The sequence below is a fragment of the Patulibacter brassicae genome, from assembly GCF_033949425.1.
In the GTDB taxonomy this organism is placed as follows: Bacteria; Actinomycetota; Thermoleophilia; order Solirubrobacterales; family Solirubrobacteraceae; genus Patulibacter; species Patulibacter brassicae.
The window spans coordinates 902977-926025 of record NZ_JAXAVX010000001.1 but is presented as its reverse complement, the minus strand read 5'-3'; the positions used below and the strand labels follow the sequence as shown (position 1 = coordinate 926025).

The window sequence follows — 23049 nt, the reverse complement described above, 5'->3', positions numbered from 1 at the left end:
CGGGCGGCGCGCCGCCCGACCCCGGCGGCCCGGCCACAGGGGCCGGGTCCCGCGGCGTCCCCGCCCCGCTGGCCCGAAGCGCGGCGGCTCTCCGCCGCCGACGCGACGGTCCTCCCGGACGCCGCGGCGCTCCCGTCGCTCGTCGTCGATCTCGGCGGCACGCGGCGGACGCTGAGCACCGCCGTGCTCGGGGGCGGGCTCGGGCACGCGCGGACCTGGCTCTGCGTGAGCGTCGACAACCGCTACGACCGGCTGGACCCGGCGGCCGACCTCGCCGAGCGGGCGTCCGCGGCGACGCCGGGCCGCCACGGCTCGCCCGGGCTGCCCGCGCGCGGCCGACGTCGTCTGCGCGAGCGCCACGCCCGCCGAGCTCCCGAGCGACCGGTCGAGCTCCGTCGGCCGGGTGCGTAGTGTGACCAGATGGACGTGATCGTCACTGCTCCCGACCTGGCCGCCGAGCTCGACGCCGATCCGGGCCGCCTGGTCCTCCTCGACGTCCGCTGGTCCCTCGGCGGTCCCCCCGGCCACGACGAGTACCTCGAGGGCCACCTGCCCGGCGCGGTCTTCGTCGACCTCGACCACGAGCTCGCGGCGCCCCCGTCGCCCGAGCGCGGCCGGCATCCGCTGCCGGACGTGGCCGACCTCCAGGCCGCCGCCCGTCGCTGGGGGATCGACGACGACAGCCGCGTGGTGGCCTACGACGCGAGCGGCAACCTCGCCGCCGCCCGCGCCTGGTGGCTCTTGCGCTGGGCCGGCCTCGAGGACGTGCGGCTGCTGGACGGCGGCCTCGCGGCGTGGACGGCGACCGGTGCCGGGCTCGAGACGCGCGAGACGATCCCGCACGGCGGGCAGGTGACCTTCGACGGCGCCGGGCGCCTGCCGACGGTCGAGCTCGACGCGATCCCCGCGACCGCGCGCGACGGCGTGCTGCTCGACGCCCGCGCGCCGGAGCGGTTCCGCGGCGAGGTCGAGCCGGTCGACCGCAAGGCCGGGCACGTCCCCGGAGCGCGCAACCTGCCGACCGGCAGCCTGCTCGACGCGCACGGCCGGTTCCTGCCGCGGGAGGAGCTCCGCGCGCGGTTCGCCGCGGTGGGGGCCGACGGCGGCGAGCGGGTCACGGCCTCGTGCGGGTCCGGCGTGACGGCCGCGCACCTGCTGGCCGCCGCCGCGATCGCCGGCCTCGAGGGCGCGCTCTACCCCGGCTCGTGGTCGCAGTACAGCGCCCACGACCTGCCGGTCGCCACCGGCGACTGAGGCGCGAGCGGTCCGGTCCCCCGCGGACCGCGGGGGCCGGATCGCCCGACCGGCCTTCCCGGGGCCGGCGCTCAGCTCCACCAGCCGGGCAGCACCTCGCCGTCGCCCTCGCGCCGCGGACCCACGACGAGCAGCTCCAGGCCCTCCGGCCCGCCCTCGAAGGCGCGCGTCACCCGCGGACCGACGCGCAGCGCGTCGCGCTCGCCGAGCTCGACGACCTCGTCGTCGAGCTTCGCCCGGCCGCTGCCCGCGAGCACGACGTAGAGCTCCTCGGCCTCGCCGTGCTGGTGCCCGAACGGGTGACGGCGTCCCGGCTTCATCGAGTGCAGCGCGACGCCGGTCTGTCCGAGCCCGAGCTCGCCGGTCGGGAACCGCGCCGCGCCGACGTCGCCCATTTCGAAGCCCGGCGCCTTGTCCTCGGCGTCGTCGAGGTGCAGCAGCGTCACCCCGTCGGGCGCGGCCGGCAGGTGCCCGACGCCGCCGAGCGGCTCCAGGTCGATCCGCTGCGGCGGGGTCGCGGGATCCAGCAGCGCGAGCACCTCCCGGACCGACTCGTCCTCCTGGAGGCCGTCCTCGGCCGCGGCGAGGTGGTCGGCGTCGCGCCAGAGCTCCTCGACGACCACGACGTCGGGCTCCTGCGCGCCGCGCGAGACGATCCAGCGCAGGCAGCCGGGGGTGCTGCGCATCCCGGCGGCGGCGGCCAGCAGCGCGTCGGCGAGCGAGCCTCCCTGGCCGGCGCGAGCGGTGAAGCGGACGTGGCGGGCGACGGTCGTCATGCGCCCAGCATGCCGACCGCCGCCGATCGCGGCCACGTTCCTGGCGCCCGGACGGGCGCGGCCCGGGATCAGCCGGCCGCGGGCTCCTGCCACTGCGACGCGTCGTCGCCGTAGAGCGCCTCGATCTCCGCCGCGTACTTCTCGGCGATCGGCTTGCGCTTGAGCTTCGACGTCGGGGTCAGCTCGTCGCCGGCCGGCTCCCAGTCGACGGCGAGGATCCGGAACCGCTTGATCTGCTCCACGCGCGAGAGCTGCTCGTTGGCCGCGGCGACCCCGGCCGCGACCGCGGCGCGCACGCCCGGGTCCGCCGCGAGGGTGGCGGCGCTGCCGTCGGGGAGCCCCGCCTGCTCGGCGTGGACCGCGCCGACGTCGGGGTCGAGCACGATGAGGGCCACGTTGTAGGGCCGGGCGTCGCCGATCGCGACGGCCTGGCCGATCAGCGGGCTCGAGGCCTTGATCGCCTGCTCGATGTTCGCGGGCGACATGTTCTTGCCGGCCGCGTTGATCATGAGCTCCTTCTTGCGATCGATGAGGGTGAGGTAGCCCTCGTCGTCGATCGCGCCGACGTCCCCGGTCCGCAGCCAGCCGTCCGCTGTGAACGTCTTCGCGGTCTTGTCGGGCTGGTTGCGGTAGCCGCGCATGACCGTCGGGCCCTTCACGAGGACCTCGCCGTCGTCGTCGAGGCGGACCTCGAGGCCCGGCACCGGCGGGCCGACCGTGCCGATCTTCACCCGCTCCGGCGGGTTGATCGCCGCGCAGCAGGAGAGCTCCGACATGCCCCAGAGCTCGCAGATCGGGATCCCGATGGCGCCGAAGAAGACGAGCACCTCCTGCGGGATCGGGGCGGCACCCGAGACCGACCAGCGGACCTGATCCAGGCCGATCGCCGCGCGGAGCTTGCTCAGGACGAGCTCGTCGGCCTTCGCGTACTCGGCCAGCAGCGCCTCGTCGGGACCGGGGCCGGTGCCCGTGATCGCCGCCTGCTCGGCGGCGACCTTCCGCTGGCCGACCCCGATCGCCCACTGCATGCCCTGGCGCCGGGTCTCGTCGGGCTCGCCGGCGATCTTCGCCTCGATGCCGGCCTTCAGCTTCTCCCACACGCGCGGGACCGCGCCCCAGACGGTCGGACGGACGTCGGCCAGCGCGCCGGCGACCTGGCGCGGGTCGGGGACCGACGTGATCTGGAGCCCGAGGACGAGCATCGTGTAGTGCCCGATCCAGCGGTCGGCGATGTGCGCGGAGGGCAGGTAGGACGGGATCCGGTCGCCCGGGACGACGGGCAGGATCTGGAGCGTCGCCTCGATCTCGGCCAGCAGGCTGCCGTGCGTGAGCTCGACGCCCTTCGGCGGGCCCGTCGTGCCGGACGTGTAGATGAGCGTCGCGACGTCGTCGCGCGTCACGGCGCCCCAGGTGGCGTCGAAGTCGAAGCCGGCCGGCGGGGCGGTCGCCTCGAGCGCGTCGAGCGAGAGCACGTCCTCCTGCCCGTCGGCGGCGTCGACGACCACGACGTGCTCGATCGCCGTCTGCCCGCGAACGGCGAGGATCCGGTCGAGGAAGGCCCGCTCCGTGACCACGACGCGGTTGCCCGCGTTGCCGAACAGGTGGAGCATCTGGTCCGGCGAGGACGAGTTGTAGATCGAGAACGGCGTCGCGCCGAGGTGCAGCGCCGCGGTGTCCACGAGGTGGAACTCGGGCCGGTTGACGAGCATCACGCCGACCGTGTCGCCGCGCTCGACGCCGAGGCCGGCGAGGCCCGCCGCGAGCGCCCGCACGCGCTCGCCGAAGGTCGCCCATGTGATCTCGATCGCGCCGCCCACGGTGCGCAGCGCCACGTCGCCCCCACGCTCGGCGACGATCGCCTGGAATCCCGCGCAGAACGAGGGAAGGGCCTGCACGCGTGCCACGGCGTCGCTGGCGTCGGGCAGGGCGGGGCTGGTCGTCGTCATGGATCGGTCCTCTCGGCGTGGATGAGCGACCGTCCCGCCGCGCGCCCCCCGCGCCCGGCCGGGCCGGCCCGGTGTCCTGATGAGCGTCTCCGCGCCAGGACAGGGCGTCCACGCCCCCGGTCACATGCCGACGACGGACGGGAGGGGCGGGGCCACACGGCGGCCCGCAGGTGGCCGGCGCGGGCCATCGCGACGGAGGACCCCAGGGTGGAGCGGCGCCGCGCGCCGAGCCCGCGAGATCCCCGTCCCTCCGTGGCGAACCACCCGGTCAGGGGGTGACCCGGGCGCACTTGCATACTAGTGTGGCAACAGCGACCGGACCGCCGTGCGATGCTGGGACGGACGCGCCCCGGGATCCGCGGAGGCGGAGGTCGCCGTCGCGGTGCCGGGCACCACCCCGCCGTCCACGAGGAGCCATGGCCGAGACGCCCCCCGATCCCGATCCCGCCGAGACCCAGGAATGGCTCGAGTCGCTCGATGCGGTGCTCGACCACGACGGACCCGAGCGCGCCGAGGCGCTGCTGGAGCAGCTCGTCGCGCGGGCCTCGCGACGCGGGGTGACCGCGTCGCTGCACGGCACGACCCCGTACGTCAACACGATCCCGGCCGACCAGCAGGCCGAGCCCGACACCGACCAGGGCGTCGAGCGGCGGCTCCGCTCGCTCGTGCGCTGGAACGCGCTGGCCACGGTGCTGCAGGCGAACAAGGAGTCCTCCGAGCTCGGCGGGCACATCGCGAGCTTCCAGTCCGCCGCGACGCTCTACGAGGTCGGCTTCAACCACTTCTGGCGGGCGCCGAGCGAGGAGCACGGCGGCGACCTCGTCTACGTCCAGGGCCACAGCTCGCCCGGCATCTACGCCCGCGCGTACCTCGAGGGCCGGATCACCGAGGACCAGCTGCGGAACTTCCGGCAGGAGTCCGGCGCGTCCGGCCTCGGCGTGCCCGCCCGGGTCGGCGGCGACGCTCGCGGCCTCTCGTCCTATCCGCACCCGTGGCTCATGCCGGACTTCTGGCAGTTCCCGACGGTGTCGATGGGCCTCGGGCCGATCATGGCGATCTACCAGGCGCGGTTCATGAAGTACCTCCAGGGCCGCGGCATGAGCCAGTGCGCCGACCGCGACGTCTGGGTCTTCTGCGGCGACGGCGAGATGGACGAGCCCGAGTCGATGGGCGCGATCGGGATGGCCGGGCGCGAGAAGCTCGACAACCTGACGTTCGTCGTCAACTGCAACCTGCAGCGCCTCGACGGGCCGGTCCGCGGCAACGGCAAGATCGTGCAGGAGCTCGAGGCCGAGTTCCGCGGCGCGGGCTGGAACGTCATCAAGGTCGTCTGGGGCTCCCGCTGGGACCCGCTCCTGGCGGCCGACGACGAGGGGCACCTCGTGGAGGTCATGGAGGAGACGGTCGACGGCGAGTACCAGGCGCTGAAGTCCCGCGACGGCGCCTACGTCCGCGAGCACTTCTTCGGCAAGCGCCCCGAGACGGCGAAGATGGTGGAGGACTGGTCCGACGAGGAGGTCTGGGCCCTGAACCGCGGCGGCCACGACCCCTCGAAGGTGTACGCCGCGTACGCCGCGGCCCGCGCCCACGAGGGTCAGCCCACGGTGATCCTCGCGAAGACCATCAAGGGCTACGGGATGGGGGCCTCCGGCGAGGGCCAGAACATCACCCACCAGCAGAAGAAGATGACCGAGGAGGTCCTCTTCACCTTCCGCGAGCGGTTCGGGCTGGAGCTCTCCGACGCCGAGGTCGAGCGGGCCGCGTTCAAGAAGCCGCCGGACGACAGCCCGGAGATGACCTTCCTGCGCGAGCAGCGCGAGGCGCTCGGCGGCAGCCTCCCGGCGCGCCGGACGCAGGCCGAGGCGCTGCCGGTGCCCGACCTCGAGGTCTTCCGCAGCGTCCTCGACGGCTCCGCGGACCGCGAGGTCTCGACGACGATGGTCTTCGTCCGCGTGCTGTCGGCGCTCCTGCGCGACAAGGCGCTGAAGAAGCACATCGTCCCGATCGTCCCCGACGAGTCGCGGACGTTCGGCATGGAGGGGATGTTCCGCCAGCTCGGGATCTACTCCCAGGTCGGGCAACTCTACCAGCCCGAGGACTCCGAGCAGCTCATGTTCTACCGGGAGGACCGCCAGGGCCAGATCCTCCAGGAGGGGATCAACGAGCCGGGCGCGATGTCGTCCTGGATCGCCGCGGCGACGTCGTACTCCAACCACGGCGTCCCGATGATCCCGTTCTACGTCTACTACTCGATGTTCGGGTTCCAGCGGGTCGGCGACCTCGCCTGGGCGGCCGGCGACAGCCGCGCGCGGGGGTTCCTCATCGGCGGCACCGCCGGGCGCACGACCCTCAACGGCGAGGGCCTCCAGCACGAGGACGGCCACAGCCACCTGCAGGCCGCCCTGATCCCGAACTGCGTCGCCTACGACCCGGCCTACGGGTACGAGCTGGCGGTGATCGTCCACGACGGCCTGCGGCGGATGGTCGCCGAGCAGGAGGACGTCTTCTACTACCTCACCGTGATGAACGAGAACTACCGGCAGCCCGCGCTGCCGGAGGGCTCGATCGAGGGGATCCTCAAGGGCGTCCACCGGGTCCACGCCGCCGGCGCGCCGTTCGCCGAGGCCGAGGCCACGAGCCACGAGGACGACGAGCAGGGCCCGCCGCAGGGGACCCCGCCCGAGGAGGTCGAGGAGGAGCGCACGCCCGACGTGCGGCTGCTCGGCTCCGGCACGATCCTCCGCGAGGTCCTCGCGGGCGCGCAGCTCCTGCGGGAGGGCTGGGGGGTGGAGGCCGACGTCTTCAGCGTGACGTCGTTCAGCGAGCTCGCCCGCGACGGCCAGGCGGTCGAGCGGCGCAACCGCCTGCATCCGACCGCGGAGCCCGAGGTGCCGTTCGTCACCAGCGCGCTCGCCGGCGACGACGAGCGCGACGGCGTGCCGGTGATCGCCGCCACGGACTACGTGCGGGCGGTCGCCGAGCAGGTCCGGCCGTGGATCCCCGGCGAGTACGTCGTCCTGGGCACCGACGGCTTCGGTCGCTCGGACTACCGCCGCGCGCTGCGCCGGTTCTTCGAGGTCGACCGCCACCACGTGGTGGTCGCCACCCTGCACGCGCTCGGCCGGGCCGAGGACGCGCAGCAGGCCATCGAGCAGTACGAGATCGACACCGACGTGGAGGCACCGTGGCGACGCTGAGCGAGGTGAAGGTCCCCGACATCGGGGACTTCGAGGACGTGCCGGTCATCGAGCTGCTCGTGTCGGTCGGCGACACCGTGGCCGAGGAGGACCCGCTCGTCGTCCTCGAGTCGGACAAGGCGACGATGGAGGTCCCGTCGAGCGCCGCCGGCACCGTGAAGGAGCTGAAGGTCGCCGTCGGGGACACCGTCGCCGAGGGCACGGTCATCGCGGTGATCGACGCCGACGGCGGTGGGGCCGGCGACCATCCGGAGGCCTCCGCGGGCGACGCCGAGCAGGGCTCCTCCGCCGGCGAGGCGACCGGCTCCGGCGGGAGCGCGCAGCGCTCCGCCGGTGGCGACGCGCAGGGCGGCGGAGCGTCCTCCGGACGGGCCGAGGGGTCCGCGGAGGCGGCCAGGGACGCCACCCCGGTGCGCTCCCCGGCACCCGGCGGCGAGCAGCCGCGCGGCGGCCGCGCCTACGCGCCGGCCTCCGACGACGGCCCGGTCTACGCGAGCCCGACGGTCCGGCGGCTGGCGCGCCTGCGCGGCGTGGACCTGCGCGCCGTCGCCGGCACGGGCCGCAACGGCCGGATCACGCGCGAGGACGTCGAGGAGGCCGCGACGCACCCGCACGCCGCCGACGAGACGCCGGCCACCCCGCCGACCGTCGCCGCGGGCAGCGACCTCGGCCTCGCGCCGTGGCCGAAGGTGAACTTCGAGAAGTTCGGCGAGGTCGAGCGGATCCCGCTGACGAAGATCCAGCGGCTCTCGGGGGCCAACCTCGCGCGCAACTGGGTCCGGATCCCGCACGTCACCCACAGCGACGAGGCGGACATCACCGAGCTCGAGGCGTTCCGCAAGCGCCTGAACGGCGAGCAGTCCGACGTCAAGGTGACGATGGTCGCCCTGCTGCTGAAGGCGGTCTCGGCGTCGCTGCACGCGTTCCCGCGGCTGAACAGCTCGCTCGACGGGGACGAGCTCGTCCTGCGGAAGTACCACCACCTCGGCTTCGCGGCCGACACCCCCAACGGCCTCGTCGTCCCGGTCATCCGCGACGTCGACCGCAAGGGGATCCTGCAGCTCGCCGAGGAGCTCACGGAGCTCTCCGGCAAGGCCCGGGCCGGCAAGCTCTCGCCCGGCGACATGAGCGGCGGCACGTTCTCGATCTCGAGCCTCGGCGGGATCGGCGGCACGGTGTTCACCCCGATCATCAACGCGCCCGAGGTGGCGATCCTCGGCGTGACCCGGTCGGTCACCAAGCCGGTCTGGGACGGCAGCGCGTTCCAGCCGCGGCTCATGCTGCCGCTGTCGCTCTCCTACGACCACCGCGTCATCGACGGCGCGCTGGCGGCCCGCTTCTGCGTGCACCTCGCGCAGGTGCTCGGCGACCTGCGGCGGGTGCTGCTGTGAGGCGCCCGACGATGACGACGACCACGACCCACGACAGCGGAGCGCCGCGATGAGCCAGACCCGCGAGGTCACCGTCCCCGACATCGGGGACTTCGAGGACGTCCCGGTGATCGAGCTGCTCGTCGCCGAGGGCGACGAGGTGGCGCTCGAGGACCCGCTGGTCGTCCTCGAGTCCGACAAGGCGACGATGGAGGTCCCCTCCACGGTCGCCGGCACGATCCAGGCGCTGAAGGTCGCCGTCGGCGACACGGTCGCCGAGGGCACCGTGATCGCGGTCGTCGAGACCGCCGACGCCGAGGACGGCGCGGGCGGCGACGACGCCGGGTCGGACGCCGCGAAGCCGGAGGCCACCGAGCGGGCGCAGGCCGCGCCGACGACGGGCGACGCGGCACCGACGTCCGGCGGGGACGCCGCCGCGGAGGACGCGCCGAAGGAGCGGCCCGCGGCCGGCAAGGCCCCCCGCCGCGCCGAGACGCACGGCGAGGTCGTCGTGCTGGGCTCGGGCGTCGGCGGCTACACGGCGGCCTTCCGCGCCGCGGACCTCGGCCTCGACGTCGTGCTCGTCACGCGCGACGAGCGCCTCGGTGGCGTGTGCCTGAACGTCGGGTGCATCCCGTCCAAGGCGCTGCTGCACGCCGCGAAGGTCCTCACCGACGCCCAGGGCGCCGCCGAGCACGGGATCGCGTTCGGTGAGCCCGAGGTCGACCTCGACGCGCTGCGCGGCTGGAAGGACGGGATCGTCGAGCGGCTCACCGGTGGGCTGGCCCAGATGGCGAAGGCTCGCGAGGTCCGCGTCGTCACCGGCGAGGCGCGGGTCACGGAGGAGCACGCGCTCGACGTCGGCGGGACCGAGGTGACCTTCGACCACCTGATCGTCGCCACCGGCTCGCGGCCGATCGCGCTGCCGGACCTGCCCGACGACGAGCGGATCATCGACTCGACCGGGGCCCTGGAGCTCGCGGACGTCCCCGAGCGGCTGCTCGTCATCGGCGGCGGGATCATCGGCCTGGAGATGGCCACGGTCTACGACGCGCTCGGCGCGGCGGTGACCGTCGTGGAGATGGCCGACCAGCTCATCCCGGGGGCCGACAAGGACCTCGTCAAGCCGCTCCAGAAGCGGATCGAGGAACGCTACGACGCGATCCACCTGTCGACGAGGGTCACGAGCGTGGAGGCCGGCGAGGACGGCGTCGCCGTGCGCTGGGAGCGGGGCGACGCGGAGGACGGCGGGACCTTCGATCGCGTCCTCGTCGCCGTCGGACGCGCGCCGAACGGCCGGGGCCTCGGCCTGGAGGAGATCGGCGTCGAGGTCGACGAGCGCGGCTTCGTGCCGGTCGACGACCAGCTGCGCACGAAGGTGCCGCACGTCTTCGCGATCGGCGACGTCGTCGGGCAGCCGATGCTCGCCCACAAGGCGGCCCACGAGGGCAAGGTCGCCGCCGAGGTGATCGCGGGCGAGGACGTCGCCTTCGACGCGCGCGGGATCCCGTCGGTCGCCTACACCGACCCCGAGGTCGCGTGGGTCGGCCTGACCGAGACGCAGGCGAAGGCGGAGGGCCGGACCGTCGAGGTCGGGCTCTTCCCGTGGTCGGCGTCCGGTCGCGCGCTCTCGACCGGGAGCCCGAGCGGCCGCACGAAGCTCCTCGTCGACCCGGCGAGCCGCCGCGTGCTGGGCGCCGGGATCGTCGGCGCGAACGCCGGCGAGCTCATCGCCGAGCCGGGCTTCGCGCTCGAGATGGGGGCGGAGGCGGGCGACCTGGGCCTCACCGTCCACGCGCACCCGACGCTCTCGGAGACCGTCGCGTTCGCGGCCGAGGTGGCGGAGGGCACGATCACCGACCTGCCGCCGAAGCGCAAGCGCCGCCGCTGAGCGCCGGCGCGGCGGGCCGGCGCTCGGTCGGGCCGCGGCCCTGCAGCGCGGCCGGGGCCGGTCGGACACCGGCCCCGCCCGCGGTGGACGCGCGGTGGGGTGCCGGCCGTCCGGGAGCAGCGGCCAACCGGGCATCCGGCGCGCCCGGATCGGGCGACGACCGGGCGCCGCGTGCCCGTTCGAACCCGCTGTCCGCCGTGCGATCTTGAGCTTCCGGGCCGCGGGATCGGACGCTCGTCCAGCCCCCATCGACCAGACGTTGATCGCGGTGGAGCGCGGCGGTGGGAGCCGCCAAGGTCGCCCCGTCACCGCTCTGCGACGGCACGTCACGGAGCGCCCCACGGGAGCCGGTCGGCACGGACCGGCAGATCGGAGCACCACATGAAGCGCACCCTCGTGATCGGCGCGTGCGTCAGCGCGCTGTCCCTCGGCCCAGTCGCCGGCGTGGCCGCCGCGGCGGACGCTGGTTCACCGAAGACCGCGGCGGTCACCACGACGTCGACCGGCAAGACCGCGCAGCAGCGCGCCCTGTTCGATCCGTTCATCGGCCTGCTGTCGAACATCGTCCCGTCGATCGCCGGCCCGCTGCTGTCGATCCCGCAGCAGATCCTCGGCAGCCTGACCGGCGCCTTCGGCGGCGTCGTCAACCAGGTCCTGCAGTCGATCGTCATCCCGATGACGTCGCTCGTCCTCAAGCCGATGACCCTCGCGGTCGACGCGCCGGGCTTCAACGTCTCGGTCTCCTTCACCCCGAAGGCGCCGCTGGAGGGCAAGGCGGACCCGATCAAGACGCTGCTCGACGTCGCCGGCGCGATCGGCGTGAAGTTCAACGTCTCGATCGGCGGCGCGGGGAACTACGTCTGCCAGCTGCCGAGCCAGGTCTTCAAGTTCGCGCTCGACAGCGGCCAGCCGGCGAGCACGAGCCGCGCGACGGTCAAGGGCCTCGTGAAGTCCGGCGGCGAGAGCGTGCCGGTCGTCGGCACCGCCACCGAGACGCTCCCGACGGCCACCCCGGTCGGCGACACGAGCGACACGGCGCAGAAGGCGTGCGAGGCGGCGACGTCGACGCTGGACCCGAGCATCCCCGACGTCTCGATCGAGGACCTGCTCGCCCAGGCCTCGCAGCTCTCCGTCCAGCTCCTCGGCGTCGACCTGCCGGCGCTCATCAAGGGCGTCATCGGGCAGGCCCTGACGACGTTCACGACGATCACGAACTCGACCCAGCAGACCGTCAGCAGCGTCCGCGTGCGGGTGAAGACGCCGCGCGGCGTCACCGCGGCGACGAAGACGATCAAGGTCGGCACGCTCGCCCCGGGCGCGAGCAAGCGCGTGAAGATCAAGCTCCGCAGCACGAAGGCCGCGGCGCGCTCGTCGAAGGTCACGGTCACCGCGGTCGGTGGCGGCCTCCGCAGCGTCGAGAAGGTCGCGCTGCGCCTGCGCTGATCCCGGTCACGTGACGCGCCGGGGCTCGCGCTCCGGCCCGCCCGGCGCGGTACCCGACGGGGCCGGCGGCAGCGATGCCCCGGCCCCGTCGCCCCGTCCGGGGCCGGGCGGGCCGGGGGGCCCGGGGCGGGGCTTCCCCCGATGGCGCGCCAGGGCGCGCGGCCTAGCGTGGCCGGCATGGTCCCGAGCCCGCCCCGTCCACCGCTGCTCGCCCTCGGCGCGGGCGGCCTCGCCGCCGGGCTGCTGGCGATCGTCCCGCTCGCGGCGGGCGCCGCGCCTCGCGTCCCGTCGGTCACCTCGGTCCGCTACGCCGTCTCCATCGACGCGACGCAGACGACCACCTGGCGGCTCGTCCCGCGCGCGAGCGCGCGGGACTGCTCGCCGCTCGTGGAGAGCACCGGCAGCGGTCGTCAGGTCCTGCGGGTGCGCACGCACAAGCCCGTGCTCGTGCAGGCGCACCGCGTGGGCGGGGAGGTGGCCCTCCTCTGGCCGCTGGCCGAGGAGGGCGACGCCCTCGGCACCGTCACCCGCTCGGCGGACGTCACCTCGCGGACGATCGGGGGCAGCTGCGGGCAGAACCCGAGCGCGCCCGTGGACCGCGGGCCGAGCGACTGCGGGACGAAGCGGCAAGCGCGAAGCTTCGTCGTCACCTACGAGCGCGGTCGCCTCGGCGTCGCGTCGACGCCGGCGCTGCTCGGCCCGCTGACGCCGGACCGGTTCGCGCGCTGCGAGCTCCACGCGCACGCCGACGTCGATGAGGAGGACCTGACGAGGACGACGGTCCGGATCCCCGCACGCGAGCTCGTGACGCGGCGGTTCGGCAAGCACGTCGTGCTCGGGCGGCGCACCTGGAAGCTCCGCGGCTCGGGCGTCACCGGCACGACGACCGTCCGCTGGACGATGACGCTCGTGCGACGCGGTCGCTGAGCCGCTCGCCGCCGCCGACGCCCCTCGCCGAGGCCGCCGCAGCGGGTGGCGACGGGCGAACACGCCCCGTTCGGGGGAGCACGAACCCCCTTGCGGCGGGTGGTCGGTGGTGCCGCGGGCACATTACGGTGGCCTTCGGGAGTGCCGCCCGACCTGTTGCGCGAGTCCGTCGTGCGGATACGGTCGGCCCCGGGAGAGGCTGCATGAGCACTGTTGCGCCGCCGTCGTTCACGGCATCACTTGGACATCCGACCGCCGGAGCGCGCCTCCGCGCGCGCCCGGAGGGCGCACGGTGAGCCCGCGTCGACGGCCATCCCCGGCCGAGCCCGGGCGCCGTCTGCCGGGTCGCCGGGCCCTCGTCGGGCTCGGCTCCGCCGGTCTCGTGGCCGCGGGGCTCGGGCAGGTCGCGGGGGCGTCCGCGGAGCAGCGCACGATCGAGGTGACGCTGGCCGGGGGCAAGGTCGTGTCGATCACCGTCGACGTGCCGCCGGGGACGCCGCTGGACCAGATCCCCCTGCCGGATCTGGGGGTCGCGGCGGTGAAGGTCACCGGCGGCGGGGGCTCGAGCGGCTCCAGCGCGGGATCCGCCGCCACGCCGGCGCCGGCGGGCCAGCCGGGAGGCCCGTCCGCCGACGGCGCGGCCGCGGCCGCCGGCGCCTCCGCGGCGCGCGCGGGCAGCGAGGCCGCGGCGAGCGCCGCCGGTCGCGCTGGGCGCGAGGAGCGGCGGCAGTCGCGGGCGGCCGCCGATGCTGCCGAGGACCGCACGGACGGCACGAAGGTCACGCGCGAGCGCGAGCGTCGACGGCCGGTGGCGGCTGAGGGGGCCGCACGGGCCGAGGCGCCCGATCCGCTGGATGCCTCGACGGTCGAGGTGCTGCCGGGCCCCGCACCGGTGGGGGTGCCGAACTTCTTCATCGATCGGTTCCGGATCCCGCCGTTCCTGCTGCCGATCTACCAGGCCGCGGGCATCCAGTACGGCGTGCGGTGGGAGATCCTCGCGGCGATCAACGAGATCGAGACCGACTACGGCCGCAACCTCAACGTCTCCTCCGCGGGCGCGCTGGGCTGGATGCAGTTCATGCCCGCGACGTGGAAGGCCTACGGCGTCGACGCCAACGGGGACGGGGAGAAGGATCCGTACAACCCGGTCGATGCGATCTTCGCGTCGGCGCGGTATCTGCGTGCCGCGGGGGCGGAGAAGGACCTCAGGAAGGCGATCTTCGCGTACAACCACGCCGATTGGTACGTCGATTCGGTGCTGTTGCGCGCGCGTCTGATCGGTGGGTTGCCGCCGGATCTCGTCGGGTCGCTGACGGGGCTGACGCAGGGCGTGTTCCCCGTCGCGGCGAAGGCGCGCTACGCGGGTGCTGATGCGGACGCGGTCACGAAGCTCAAGAAGGTCAAGCGGACGAGGAACGCGGCGAAGACGGTCGATGCCGAGAAGGGGCGCGACTCGCTGCAGGTGTTCTCCCGTAACGGTGCGGCGGCGGTCGCGGTGCAGGACGGCGAGATCGTGAAGGTCGGGCGCAACCCGCGCCTCGGACGGTTCGTCCAGCTGCGCGACGCCTACGGCAACACGTACACCTACGGCAACCTGAAGAAGGTCTCGACCTTCTACCCGGTCCCCAAGCCGGCCGCGGTGAAGCGGGCCGAGCAGCGTGCGGCCGCGGCCGCCGAGCCGGGGAAGGACCCCAAGCCCACGTCGGCGGCGTCGGCCGGGAGCCAGCGCGACGTGCGTGCCGCGGCGCGGGCCGCCGCGAGCGACCGTCCTACGGCTGCCGCCGACGCCGCAGTCGCTGGGGCGAAGCAGCGGGTCTTCGCGAACCCGCTGCGGCCGGCCGTCCAGCAGCACGGTGGTGCCGAGCAGGTCGCCAACGACCGGCTGTCCTCGGGCGGCTACTCCTCGTACCTCTCGGCGCTGCACGGCCTGTCCGCGAAGGACGTGACGCTGAAGCGGCTGAAGAAGGGCTCGCGCGTGCTCGCGGGCACCGTCCTGGGCCGCATCGGGCAGACCACGCGCACCGGCGATCCGCACCTCGTGTTCGAGATCCGCCCCGTGGGCAAGGGCGCGCCGCGGATCGACCCGAAGCCCGTGCTGGATGGGTGGAAGTTGCTGGAGTCCACCGCGGTCTATCGCGCGAAGGGCACGAGCGCGTTCTTCGGCGAGAACGCGTCCGCCGGCCAGGTGCTGCTCATGAGCAAGGAGCAGCTCGTGCAGCGCGTCCTGGCCAACAAGGACCTCGACATCTACGGCGCGGGCCGCCAGGACATCGAGCGCGGCGCGATCGACCGGCGCGTCCTCGCGCTGCTGGAGTACCTGACCGCCAACGGCCTGCGGCTGCAGATCACGTCGCTGAAGTCGGGGCATTCGATCCTGTCGAAGTCCGGCAACGTGTCCGAGCACTCGACCGGCACCGCGGTGGATATCGCGGCGGTGAACGGGATCCGGATCGAGCGTGGGACGCAGGGTGCGGGGTCGATCACCGATCAGACGAACCGGTTGATCCTGCAGTTGCAGGGGGCGATGAAGCCACACCAGATCATCTCGTTGATGACCTATCCCGGTACTGACAACACGTTGTCGCTGCCGGATCACGACGATCACATCCATGTGGGGTATCGGCCGCAGATCACCGGCAGCAAGCGCCTCGGCAAGCAGGTCGAGCAGGTGCTGAAGCCGGGTCAGTGGATCAAGCTGATCGATCGGATCAGCGAGATCGACAACCCGACGGTGCTCACGTCGCCGTCGAAGTACGCCATCAAGACCCCGAAGACGAGCGGGAAGGACGACTGACCGCTCGATGGACGGCGCGGCCCGACCCGCAGATGCGGGAGGATCGGCGGTGATGTCCGCCGCCGCGCCGTCCTCCACCGCTGCGCCGACCGCGAGCACCGGCCTCCGCGGCCGCGCCGTCCACGTCCAAGCCGGCGGCCAGGTCCTCGTCCGCGGCGCCGACCTCGCGGTCGCGCCGGGCGAGCTCGTGGCCGTCATCGGCGCCAGCGGCGCCGGCAAGTCGACCCTGCTGCGGGTCCTCGCCGGCGTCAACGCCGCGAGCGCCGGGGCGATCGACATCGGTGGGCGCCCGATCTGGCAGTGCACCGACGAGGTCGGCTACGTCCCGACGGGCGACCTCGTCCACCCGCAGCTCACCGTTCGCGAGGCGCTGCGCTACGCCGCCGCCCTGCGGGGCAACGACGTCTCGGAGGAGGAGCGCCACGCGCGCGTCGAGGCGGTCCTCGGCGAGCTGCACATGACCGACCGCGCCGACCACCGCGTGCGCGACCTCTCCGACGGCCAGCGCCGCCGCGTGGGCGTCGGCACCGAGCTCGTCGGTCGACCGTCGGTGCTCGTGCTCGACGAGCCGACGACCGGCCTGGACCCGGGACTCGAGCGCCGGCTCATGCAGCAGATGCGCGAGCTCGCCGACCGGGGCCTCGCCGTCCTGCTCTCGACCCACGCGACGAGCAGCCTCCGGCTGTGCGACCGGATCGCCGTCATGGCCCCCGGCGGCCGGATCGCGTTCACCGGCAGCCACGACGAGGTGCTGCGGCACTTCGGGGTCGAGGCGATCGACGAGGTCTACACGGCCGTCGATCAGCTGCCGGTGCCGGCCGACGGGCCGCTCGCCGCCGTGCCCGCCGAGGCGGAGAGCCCCGCGCCGCGCGCCGGCCTGCCGCCCGCCGGGGCGCAGATCCGGACGCTCGCCTCGCGCTACGCGCTGTGCCTGCGCCGCGACTCGCGCTCGCTCGCGCTGCTCATCGTCCAGGCGCCGCTGATCGGCCTGGCGATCGGGCTCACAGTGCCGTCGAACATCCTCTCGGACTCCGTGCTGGGCACCTTCTACGGCGTCCTGCTGACGTTCATGATGGTCATCGGCGCGATCTGGCTGGGGCTCATCAGCGCCTGCCGCGAGATCGCTCGCGAGCGCGAGCAGCTGCTGCGCGAGGTCGCCGTCGGGGTGCGGCTGGACAGCTACCTCGTGTCGAAGGTCGTGATCCTGTTCCCGCTCGTGGCGCTCGAGGCGTTCCTCCTCGTCGTGCCGGTCGCGATGCTGCAGCCGCCGGACGGCCCGCTCACCCAGTACCTCGGCGTGACGGTCGTGATGATCGCCGTCGCGTGGGGCAGCGTCGGGATCGGGCTCCTCATGTCCGCTGCGGTCAGCACCCCGGGCCAGTCGACGACGGCGCTGCCGCTCGTGGCGATCCCGCAGATGCTGCTCGCCGGCGCGCTGATCCCGCCGACGCAGATGATCGAGCCGATCCGGCTCGTGTCGGACCTCATGATCTCCCGCTGGGCGCTCGCCGGGATCGGCGGATCGCTCGAGCTCGGGGACGGGATCTCCAACGAGCTGCGCACGGCGACGGGGCTCGAGGCGAGCTTCTTCCAGGACGGGATCGGCCGGCCGCTCGTGATGATCGGCCTGCTGACGATCGTCGTGCTGTTCGTCTCGGCGGTCGTGCTGGACCGGCGGTTGCTCGGTGCCGTCTACGACGAGTACGACGTCGTGGACGCGCCCCAGGCGCAGTCGTGAGCGACGAGGACGCCGCCGGGCTCGCTGCCGAGCTGGCGGCCGTCCTCGAGCGGCGCCTCGGTCTCGGCGACGACCGCCACGGCGGCGCGCGCCAGGCGATCTCCCGCGTCCTGCACGCGCTCGAGGACGCGGGCCTCGTGACCGGTCGCGGCGGCGAGCTCAGCCCGCAGGCCGCGGCGACCCTCCGCCGGGCCGGCTTCGACGACGTGCGGCGCGAGGTCGTCGAGCGCGAGCTCGCGTCCCTCCTGCGGCAGCGGTCGGTGGCGCGCATCCCGACCGAGGCGCTGCCGACGCTCGTGCAGGCCTACGTGCGCGCGATGAGCCGGATCGTCTCGGCCGAGGTGCCGATCGTCCGCGACGAGCTGCGACGGCTCCCGGCGGCCGAGCGCCCCGCGCGCCTGGAGGCGACCCTCGAGGGCCTGCACGGCATGGGCGCGGCCGGCTTCCAGCTCTTCCACCGGCTCGGGCTCCACGAGTCGCTGCGCGTCGCGCTCGCCGGCGACGCGCTGGAGGAGGCGACGGCGTCCCCGGAGCGGACGATCGCGATGGTCGATCTCGTGGGCTCCACGGCGTACCTGCGCCAGGTCGGCGAGCCGGAGCTCGAGGCGCTCGTCGACGGGCTCTTCGAGGCGACCCAGAACGCCGTCGTCGGTCGACCGGTGCAGGTCGTGAAGTACGTCGGCGACGGCGTCTTCCTCTCCGGCACCGACACCGTGGCGGTGGCGGCGGTCGCGGTCGAGCTCGTCGCGCGGCTGCAGGCGGCGCTGCCGCTGGCCGCACGCGGAGGCCTCGCGCGCGGGCCGGTCGTCGAGCGCGCCGGCGACCTCTTCGGGATGGCGGTCAACGCCTCGCACGCGCTGGCGAAGGCCGCGCGGCCGGGGCGGGTGCTCGCCGGCGAGGACGCGGCCCGGCGGCTGCCGCCCGCGGCACGCGGCCGGCTGCGCGAGGTGGAGCTCCCGCACGCGAGCCTCGGCGTGCAGCGCGTGGCGTCGGTGCGCGCCGACCTCTGAGGCGCGAGCGCTGCCGGACCCCGGCGCCGCGACCGACCGCCGAGGGCCCCGGCGGGCGACGGCGCCGTCGCCCGGGGGTGCCGGCGGGCGCCCCCGGAACGACCGCGACCCGGCGGGGCCGGGTCGCGGGAGGCGCGGGATGGGATCGGCGGGCCGGAGAGGGGGAGCGCCGGCCCGACGGCTGGGGACTACCGGCCGATGGCGCCCTTGACCTTGTCGACCGCGCCGTCGGCCTTCTCGCGCAGGTCGTCGAGGGCCTCCTTGGCCTTCCCGACGGCCTGGTCGGTCTTGCCCTCGCGGCGCAGCTCGTCGTCGTCGGTGACGGCGCCGGCGGCCTCCTTGGCCTGGCCCTTGATGCGATCGGTGTCGGGGGTCATCTCGATCCTCTCGTCGGGGGTAGCGGGTGGGCGGCGGGGTCGCCGCTCGTCCCGTGACCCTCACGTACCCGCGCGGGATGGCGACGAAACACGTCCTCGCCGGCGTCGTCGGCGTACGCGAGGAGGTCCGGTGGGTCGCCGGGAGGCGGCCCGCCGGGACTCACCCGCGCGGCGGCAGGACCTCGTCGAGGAACGCCCGGCCGGCCGGCGCGTCGGACGGCGCCAGGTGGTGGGCACCGCCGTGCTCGGCGTAGCGGACGTCGAGGCCGGCGGCCGTCAGCCGCTCACGGGCGTCGTGGGCGAAGGCGACGTCCATGATCGGGTCCGCGCTCCCGTGGCTGATCCGCACCGGCAGGCCGCGCCGGTGGGCGAGGTCGGGCTCCCAGCCCGGGACGGTCGGGACGAAGCCGGCGTGGATGAGCAGACCCGCCGGCCGCGGCCGGTCGGGACCGAGGCCCAGCGCGTAGCTCATGACGGAGCCCATCGAGAAGCCGGAGAGGACCGTCCGCTCGGGGCCGATCCCCGTCCGCGCCCACAGGCCGTCGTGGACGCGGGCCAGCGCGGCGTAGGCGGCGGCGTACGTCGCGGGGTCCGGGTAGCCGACCCGCGGCACCGCGTACCAGTGGAAGCCGGGCCAGCCGGGCAGCTGCAGCGGTCCGCGCGGGGCGGCCACGTGCAGCCGCCGCTCGGGGTCGAGCTCGTCGGCGAGCGGCAGGAGGTCCTGCTCGCTCGTCCCGCGACCGTGGTGCAGCACGAGCAGGCCCTCGGGCTCGCCGGCGGCGGGCCGCTCGGCGAGGACGAGGTCGGGCGGGACGGTCATGCGGACGGCACCTCCTCGCCCGCGGCCGTCCGGCGGGCGGCGCGGGGGTTCTCGATCGGGGTCAGGTGCTGCAGCAGCACGGAGCGCAGCCGCTCGTGCTGGCGCGGCAGGCGCAGCTCCTCGCCGAGCCGGTCGGCGGGCTCGTCGACGGCGAAGCCCGGCGAGGTCGTGGCGATCTCGAAGAGGATCCCCTGCGGCTGGCGGAAGTAGATCGCGTCGAAGTAGTCGCGGTCGATGATCGGCGTCACGAACTGGCCCGCCTCGCCGACGCGGGCGCGCCAGCCCTCGTGGTCGGCGTCGCGGCTGTGCCAGGCGATGTGGTGGACGGTGCCGGCGCCCGGCACCGGCCGCTCGGCGGGCGCGCGGTCGTAGGCGTAGGCGACGTGCCGCCCGTTGCCGGCCAGGCGGTAGGCGCCCGGTCCGACCTCCTCGAAGCCGAGCGTCTCCACGAGCAGCGCGCGGTCGGGCTCGGCGGCGGTCGCCAGGGCCTCCGGCGTCTCGTCGGCGGCGCGCCGGCGCGGGTAGGCGCGCACGCCGGCGACGCCGTCGATCGCGTGCTCGGCGGGGACGTCCGGGTGCTGGGCGGCCAGCGAGGGGACCGCCGCGTCGAGCACGACGAGCGCGAGCTCGAGGCCGTCGGGATCGCGGAAGCGCAGGCGCCGCTCGTCGACGCGCTCGGTCGCGTGGCCGCGCACGGCCAGGCGACCGGCCCAGAAGTCCAGCGCGGCGGCGCCGCGCACCGCGAGCTCGATCTCGTGGACCATGCCGGCACCGGCGCGGCCCGGGGTCGCGCCGGCGAACTCGAACCACGTGAGGATCGATCCGGGCGAGCCCTGCTCGTCGCCGAAGTACAGGTGGTAGGCCTCGGGCGCGTCGAAGTTCACCGTCTTCTTCACGAGGCGCAGCCCGAGGACGTCGGCGTAGAAGGCGACGTTCGCCCGCGCGTCGCCGGTGATCATCGTGATGTGGTGGAGCCCTTCGAGGCGCATCGCCCGATCCTCTCGCTCGCGGTCCCGCTCGGGGGCCAGTGGTTGCGAGAGCAACGATAAACCAAAGTCGTTGCGAACGCAACAACATGCCCGCGGTCTCGCCGTCGGCGCTCGGGCGGTCAGGCCGCGTCGAGCAGCGCCTCGCCGCGCGCGGCGAGCGCGTCGATCTTCGGGTCGAGCTCCTCCGGCGGGACGTTCGCGTTCGCGGGGTTGTCGCGGAACCGCTTCACGACCCCCTGGACGATGATCGCCAGCCGCCACGCCGCGAGGGCCTCGTAGTACGGGAGCCGCGCGAGGTCGGCGCCGGACGCTGCGGCGTAGGCGGCCACGAGCGCGTCGCGATCGAGGAATCCCTCCGCGCGCGTCGGCGCGGCCTCGCCGGCCAGCGCCCAGGCCGGATCGTCGGTCGGGCGGCTCCAGTACGTGAGCATCGTGCCGAGGTCCGCGAGCGGCTCGCCGAGGGTGCAGAGCTCCCAGTCGAGGATCGCCTGGACCGTGCCGTCCTCGTGCAGGACGACGTTCTCGAGCTTGTAGTCCCCGTGGACGAGCGCGAGGTGGTCCTGCGTCGGCGCCGCGGCCTCGAGGCGGTCGCGCAGGCGGTCGACCGCGGGGACGTCGCGGGTGCGCGAGGCCTCCCACTGCCGCCACCACCCGCGGACCTGGCGGGCGGCGTAGCCGTCGCGGCGGGCGAGGTCCCCGAGGCCGATCTCGTCGACGTCGACGGCGTGCAGCGCGGCGAGCTCCTCGGCGAGCGAGCGGCTCGTCGTGGCGCGGTGCGCCTCGGGGAGCGCACCCAGGTCGTCGCGGTCGGCGACGACGGTGCCGTCGGCGAGCTCCATGACGTAGAACGGCGCGCCGGTCACCGCCTCGTCCTCGCAGAGCCCCAGCGGCCGGGGCACGCGCACCCCCGCGGGGTGCAGCGCCGCGAGCAGCCGGTGCTCGCGCGCCATGTCGTGGGCGCCGCGCAGGCGCCGGCCGAGCGGCGGCCGGCGCAGCACCCAGCGGTCGCCGGCGTCGTCCTGCACGCGGAAGGTGAGGTTCGAGCGGCCGTCGCCGATCCGCGCGTAGGAGAACGCCGCGTCCGCGGCCACGCCGGGGAGGCGGGCGCGCAGCCAGGCGCCGACCCGCTCCTGCTCGATCCCGGGGACCGGGGACGTCCGCTCGCTCATGCCCGGCTCAGTCGATGGCGCCGCAGCCGGACGCCGTGGAGCCCTCGCGGGCGAGCTTCAGCAGGGTGCGCGCGATCGTCATCCGGTGCACCTCGCTCGCGCCGTCGTAGATCCGGGCGGCGCGGCTGTCGGCGTACCAGCGGCCGATCGGGAAGTCCTCCGTCGCGATGCCGTGCGAGCCGTAGATCTGGACGCAGCGGTCGAGGATCCGGCCGAACGCCTCGGAGACGAACGTCTTGAGCATCGCGATCTCCTGGCGGTGGGGGAGGCCGTGCTCGACCTTCCACGCCGCGTTGAGGACCATGAGCCGCGAGGCGTAGAGGTCGATCGCGCTGTCGGCGAGGAAGAACTGCAGCGCCTGCTGCTGCGAGAGCGCGCCGCCGAAGGCCTCGCGCTCCTGGAGCCGGGCGGCGGTGAGGTCCACCGCCCGCTGCGAGACGCCGATCCAGCGCATCGCGTGCGCGAGCCGGCCCCCGGCGAGCCGCTTCTGCGAGATGACGAAGCCCTCGCCCTCGCCGCCGAGCAGGTTGCCGATCGGGACCCGCACGTCGGTCAGGCGGATCTCCGGGTGGCCACCGACGAAGTGCGCGCCCATGATGTCGGGGTCGCGGACGACCTCCCAGCCCGGGGTGTCGGTCGGGACGAGGATCAGGGAGTAGTTGCGATGGCGCGCGGCGGGGTCGTCGCCGGTCTTCGCCACCACGATCGCGATCGAGGCACCGATCGCGCCGGTGATGAACCACTTGCGGCCGTTGAGCACCCACTCGTCGCCGTCGCGGACGGCCGTGGTGGCGAGGTTCAGGGGGTCCGACGAGGCGACGTCCGGCTCGGTCATCGCGAAGCACGAGCGGATGCGGCCCTCGGCGAGCGGGCGCAGCCACCGCTCGTTCTGCTCCTCGTTGCCGGCGATGAGGAACGTGTGCATGTTCCCCTCGTCCGGGGCCATCGCGTTGATGGCCAGCGGCGCGAGGTAGCTCACGCCGACCTCCTGGGAGATGAGCGCCATGCCGGTGACGCCGAGTCCGAGCCCGCCCCACTCCTCGGGCATGTGGGGCGTGTAGATCCCGCGCTCGCGGGCGCGCTCGCGCAGCTGCTCGACGACCGGCCAGACCGCGGCGTCGTCGGTGTGATCGGCGAGCTGCGCCTCGGCCGGCAGGACGTCGTCGGCGACGAAGGCACGGACCTCGTCGAGGATCCTGCGCAGCTCGGGCGGGACGGTGAAGCCGATGCCGTCGAGCGGCGGGCTGGCGGGGCTGGTCACGGGGATCTCCTCGGCGGGAAGCAGCGGGCGGTACCGAACGGTACCAGCGCGCGAGGATCGTGGTACCCCCCGGTACCGGGGGTTCGC

Annotated in this window: 17 protein-coding genes; 10 read left to right on the top strand and 7 right to left on the bottom strand. The window is 74.5% G+C overall.

Annotated elements, in window-relative coordinates; translation table 11 throughout:
* Positions 1-183: 183 nt before the first annotated feature.
* Together SK069_RS04225 and SK069_RS04220 are read left to right on the top strand one after the other, a co-directional pair.
* Positions 184-411, top strand: coding sequence for a hypothetical protein (locus SK069_RS04225; protein WP_319952933.1), 228 nt, complete (start codon positions 184-186; stop codon positions 409-411).
* Positions 412-420: 9 nt separating this feature from the next.
* Positions 421-1254 (top strand): sulfurtransferase, encoded by an 834-nt coding sequence (locus SK069_RS04220; protein WP_319952932.1) that lies wholly within the window; start codon positions 421-423, stop codon positions 1252-1254.
* Positions 1255-1325: 71 nt separating this feature from the next.
* Here the strand turns inward: SK069_RS04220 and SK069_RS04215 are convergent, their stop codons facing one another.
* Together SK069_RS04215 and SK069_RS04210 are read right to left on the bottom strand one after the other, a co-directional pair.
* On the bottom strand, positions 1326-2030 hold the full coding sequence (locus SK069_RS04215) for an antibiotic biosynthesis monooxygenase (RefSeq protein ID WP_319952931.1): 705 nt from the start codon (positions 2028-2030) through the stop codon (positions 1326-1328).
* 68 nt (positions 2031-2098) lie between these two features.
* Positions 2099-3976: an AMP-binding protein gene (locus SK069_RS04210; protein ID WP_319952930.1), complete on the bottom strand. Its 1878-nt coding sequence runs from the start codon at positions 3974-3976 to the stop codon at positions 2099-2101.
* A gap of 416 nt (positions 3977-4392) precedes the next feature.
* On the opposite strand from SK069_RS04210, the gene aceE reads away from it, so the two are divergent.
* The 8 genes from aceE (at position 4393) to SK069_RS04165 (ending at position 18346) form a co-directional block, all read left to right on the top strand.
* On the top strand, positions 4393-7173 hold the full coding sequence (gene aceE / locus SK069_RS04205) for a pyruvate dehydrogenase (acetyl-transferring), homodimeric type (RefSeq protein ID WP_319952929.1): 2781 nt from the start codon (positions 4393-4395) through the stop codon (positions 7171-7173).
* Positions 7161-8564: a dihydrolipoyllysine-residue acetyltransferase gene (locus tag SK069_RS04200; RefSeq protein WP_319952928.1), complete on the top strand. Its 1404-nt coding sequence runs from the start codon at positions 7161-7163 to the stop codon at positions 8562-8564. The genes aceE and SK069_RS04200 overlap by 13 nt, the downstream gene beginning before the upstream one ends.
* Before the next feature lie 49 nt (positions 8565-8613).
* On the top strand, positions 8614-10434 hold the full coding sequence (lpdA, locus tag SK069_RS04190; protein ID WP_406628225.1) for a dihydrolipoyl dehydrogenase: 1821 nt from the start codon (positions 8614-8616) through the stop codon (positions 10432-10434).
* A 381-nt stretch (positions 10435-10815) separates the two neighbouring features.
* The gene (locus SK069_RS04185) at positions 10816-11877 is read left to right on the top strand and encodes an NEW3 domain-containing protein (RefSeq protein WP_319952927.1); all 1062 of its coding nucleotides are present in this window, start codon (positions 10816-10818) and stop codon (positions 11875-11877) included.
* 177 nt (positions 11878-12054) lie between these two features.
* On the top strand, positions 12055-12804 hold the full coding sequence (locus SK069_RS04180) for a hypothetical protein (protein ID WP_319952926.1): 750 nt from the start codon (positions 12055-12057) through the stop codon (positions 12802-12804).
* A 292-nt stretch (positions 12805-13096) separates the two neighbouring features.
* Positions 13097-15598: a lytic murein transglycosylase gene (locus SK069_RS04175; protein ID WP_319952925.1), complete on the top strand. Its 2502-nt coding sequence runs from the start codon at positions 13097-13099 to the stop codon at positions 15596-15598.
* Between the two features lie 52 nt (positions 15599-15650).
* A complete protein-coding gene (locus SK069_RS04170) occupies positions 15651-17336 on the top strand; it encodes an ABC transporter ATP-binding protein/permease (RefSeq protein ID WP_319952924.1) in 1686 nt (561 codons plus the stop codon).
* Positions 17333-18346 (top strand): hypothetical protein, encoded by a 1014-nt coding sequence (locus SK069_RS04165; protein WP_319952923.1) that lies wholly within the window; start codon positions 17333-17335, stop codon positions 18344-18346. Before SK069_RS04170 ends, SK069_RS04165 begins: the two co-directional genes overlap by 4 nt.
* A gap of 188 nt (positions 18347-18534) precedes the next feature.
* On the opposite strand, the gene SK069_RS04160 is transcribed toward SK069_RS04165, so the two are convergent.
* The 5 genes from SK069_RS04160 to SK069_RS04140 form a co-directional block, all read right to left on the bottom strand.
* Positions 18535-18723, bottom strand: a complete 189-nt coding sequence (locus SK069_RS04160) for a CsbD family protein (protein WP_319952922.1) — start codon at positions 18721-18723, stop codon at positions 18535-18537.
* A 160-nt stretch (positions 18724-18883) separates the two neighbouring features.
* Positions 18884-19543, bottom strand: a complete 660-nt coding sequence (locus SK069_RS04155) for an alpha/beta hydrolase (RefSeq protein ID WP_319952921.1) — start codon at positions 19541-19543, stop codon at positions 18884-18886.
* On the bottom strand, positions 19540-20532 hold the full coding sequence (locus tag SK069_RS04150; RefSeq protein WP_319952920.1) for a VOC family protein: 993 nt from the start codon (positions 20530-20532) through the stop codon (positions 19540-19542). Before SK069_RS04150 ends, SK069_RS04155 begins: the two co-directional genes overlap by 4 nt.
* 119 nt (positions 20533-20651) lie before the next feature.
* A complete protein-coding gene (locus SK069_RS04145) occupies positions 20652-21701 on the bottom strand; it encodes a phosphotransferase family protein (RefSeq protein ID WP_319952919.1) in 1050 nt (349 codons plus the stop codon).
* Between the two features lie 7 nt (positions 21702-21708).
* Entirely contained in the window at positions 21709-22962 is a 1254-nt protein-coding gene (locus tag SK069_RS04140; protein WP_319952918.1) for an acyl-CoA dehydrogenase family protein, read from the bottom strand.
* Between the last annotated feature and the right edge of the window lie 87 nt (positions 22963-23049).